We start from the raw sequence: 2,800 nt of genomic DNA, 5'->3' as shown, positions 1-2,800 counted from the left end.
GTTATCTGGGATCTCGTCGGCTAAAAACTTTTCAAAATGGTTTATCCTTTTAAGGCTAATCTTATTTTCTGAGCGAAGGAAAATTATTAGAATTAAGGCCATCTTCGAAATCAAGAAAGCAGTAAATATTGCCAGAATATAATTGCCCATACAAGGTCTCCTACAAATGGACCCTCTAAAGTAAGGAGAGCCCATAGAGCTATATCAACGCCATGAAGTGACAATAGTTGTAATAACTCCTACTGCCTTGACAGACGACGAGGTCATTTCATCGTTATCAAGTTCGCCAGCCCAGCCATTACGCTCAGCCGAGCCGTGTTGTTAGCCATGCCTCAGTACCGGATTTTGGTGCACCCGGCCGGACACTTGAAGATGCTGAGCGGATACTCCACCTTGACCCGCAGCTTGGTTTTGCTTTGTTCGAATTTTTCTTCACAGTTGTCCTTGTTCAATTTGCGGCGCATGCGGTGGTATTCGGCATCCGTAAAACTTAGCTGATCCATGGTGTCGTCTGAGGTTGCTGAGCGATGTGTCGAATTTCACGGGAATCAAGTTATTAATTCAGAGGTTCCCTACACGGGAGAGCCGCAATAACGAATGCGATCGGCAATGCGATCAGATACAATTGTATTTCTTCCCACCCGGAATACCCGTTCAAATAGTTGACCATCTCAATAGCGAACACGGTAGCACCAAAAATTGCGAACGTTTCAGTCACGGCCCTTTGAAGCCTGATTTTTCTGACTTTGGTAATGAATTTATTCAAATTGTACATCAACTGCCTCGGTATCCTGAGTGACAGGTTGCTCTTGGGTATGCGTCAGATAGCAATAACACAGCGACAACACGCAGAGCTCGAACGCCAGTACCGGCAACCATATCAGGTGAGTGACGGTATAGACCCAGGGCACATCCTGGTTCGGGATGAGTTGGGTAAGCGTTGAAGTCACGAGTGGCAGAAGACCAATCAGCAGTATCAGACGATATTGAAAATGTGCAGACAACCGACGTGCATCGCTCCAACTAAAGGTTTCTCCGATTGCGATCGCGGGGAAGACCAGCATCAATCTGGCCATCAGGTAGGCGAGGGGAATCATCAGAAGAACCATGAAGACCCACTCAGCGATCACATCATTGTCGAACAGGGACCAGGTCGCCATGCCCGCCACCACAAAGGGTATCGACAGGACCATGAGAATCAGGGCAAACACGATCCCGTAGCCGAGGAACCGCCATTCACGACGGCCCCAGCGCCAGGTCTTGAGCTGGTGCGACTGTTCAGGGCCGAGTATGAACAACTGGTGGCAGTTGATGGCAACCATGATCATGGCCAGCCAGTAGATAGCTATCCAAGCCATGGTTTGCCAGTAGCCGTCGAAGGGCTGGCCTTCTGGCGGAACTGAGACGCCAAGGAAGGGTGCGACCAACAGCAGCAAAAACAATGGAATCGCAAATCGTGCCAGGTGGTGCAGATTGTCCAGTAGCTGTTGAAAGGCGAGCTTGAAGGTCAGTATAACGGGCAATTCAGGCTGCGCCAGATACTCTTCTCGTGTCATGGTTGTCATTCCCTTGTGTGATGATGGTCGGTTTGCGAGCGACTATGCCATCATCCAAAGGGGAATATAACGACAGAAGGTGACACTTTTGCTCTCAAAAGTGTCACCTTCTGTCGGGTTCACTGTCCCTGAGTAGTAATGCGGTGCTTTACGCCGTCGTTTTCATCCCGTCCGCAATCCGCTCGGCGATCATGATGGTGGGGGCGTTGGTGTTGCCGCCGATCAGGTTGGGCATGACGGAGGCGTCGACCACACGCAGGTTGTCCAGCCCGCGCACGCGGCATTCCGGGTCGACGACAGCCATGTCGTCACGGCCCATGCGACAGGTCCCGATGGGGTGGTAGACGGTATCCGTGCGCTGGCGGATGAGATGGTCGAGTTCGCTGTCGGAACAGGTGGATTCACCATAGAGCTCTTCGTGCCGAAAGGGTGCCAGCGGCGGGGTTTCCAGCAGGGCTTTCATCTGACAAACCCCAGCCTTGAGGGTGTCGAAGTCGTCCGGGTTGGCCAGAAATCCGGGGTTGATCTCTGGGGCGGCCAGTGGATCACTGGACGTCAGCCTGAGGGTGCCCCGGCTCTTCGGGCGCAGTACACAGACATGGCAACTGAAGCCATGACGCAGATACAATTTGCGGGCGTGGTCGTCCACAATGCTGACCACGAAGTGCAGTTGAATATCCGGTCGGTCGAGTTCCGGTCGGGTTTTCAGAAAGGCACCACCCTCCGCAAAGTTGGTGGTGAGGTAACCGGTGCCTCGCGTCCAGTAGTCGATCAGCCCCTTGGTGGTGTTCCAGATTCCGGCAGGCCCCATACCGACCAGTCGGGTGTCTTTGGAGCTATAGCCGGTGACATAATCGGGGTGATCCTGCAGGTTTTCGCCGACGCCGGGCAGTTCGTGGCGCAGGGGGATCTGATGCCGTGCCAGTTCTTCGGCCGGCCCGACGCCGGACAGCAACAGCAACTGCGGCGATTGCAGGGCACCGGCGCTGACAATCACTTCCTTGCGGGCTTCCAGCGTTTCCACCGTGCCCTTGCGCCGGTATTCCACCCCTCGGCAACGTTTGCCATCCAGTTGCAGACGGGTGGCACGGGCGCCGGTAATTACGGTGAGGTTCGACCGGGTGCGGGCGGGCTTGAGATAGGCCCGGGCGGCGCTCCAGCGGCGGCCGTTTTTCTGCGTGACCTGATACAGGCCGACACCTTCCTGTTCTGCCCCATTGAAGTCATCATTGCGGCGATGTCCT

At 54.3% G+C, this 2,800-nt stretch carries 3 protein-coding genes; all 3 read right to left on the bottom strand.

The window, feature by feature from the left end; genetic code table 11:
• Positions 1 to 332: 332 nt before the first annotated feature.
• Entirely contained in the window at positions 333 to 503 is a 171-nt protein-coding gene (locus tag LAT62_RS16295; protein ID WP_293386293.1) for a hypothetical protein, read from the bottom strand.
• Positions 504 to 758: 255 nt separating this feature from the next.
• Positions 759 to 1,556 carry a hypothetical protein gene (locus LAT62_RS16290; RefSeq protein ID WP_293386291.1) on the bottom strand — a complete coding sequence of 266 codons (798 nt, stop codon included), beginning with the start codon at positions 1,554 to 1,556 and terminating at the stop codon, positions 759 to 761.
• Positions 1,557 to 1,704: 148 nt separating this feature from the next.
• On the bottom strand, positions 1,705 to 2,800 hold a 1,096-nt coding region (locus LAT62_RS16285; protein WP_293386289.1), incomplete at its 5' end, for a GMC oxidoreductase.

This window comes from Natronospirillum sp. (genome assembly GCF_022565775.1).
GTDB lineage: Bacteria > Pseudomonadota > Gammaproteobacteria > Pseudomonadales > Natronospirillaceae > Natronospirillum.
Note: the sequence above shows the minus strand (reverse complement) of the source record. Positions and strands in the feature narration are given on the sequence as shown.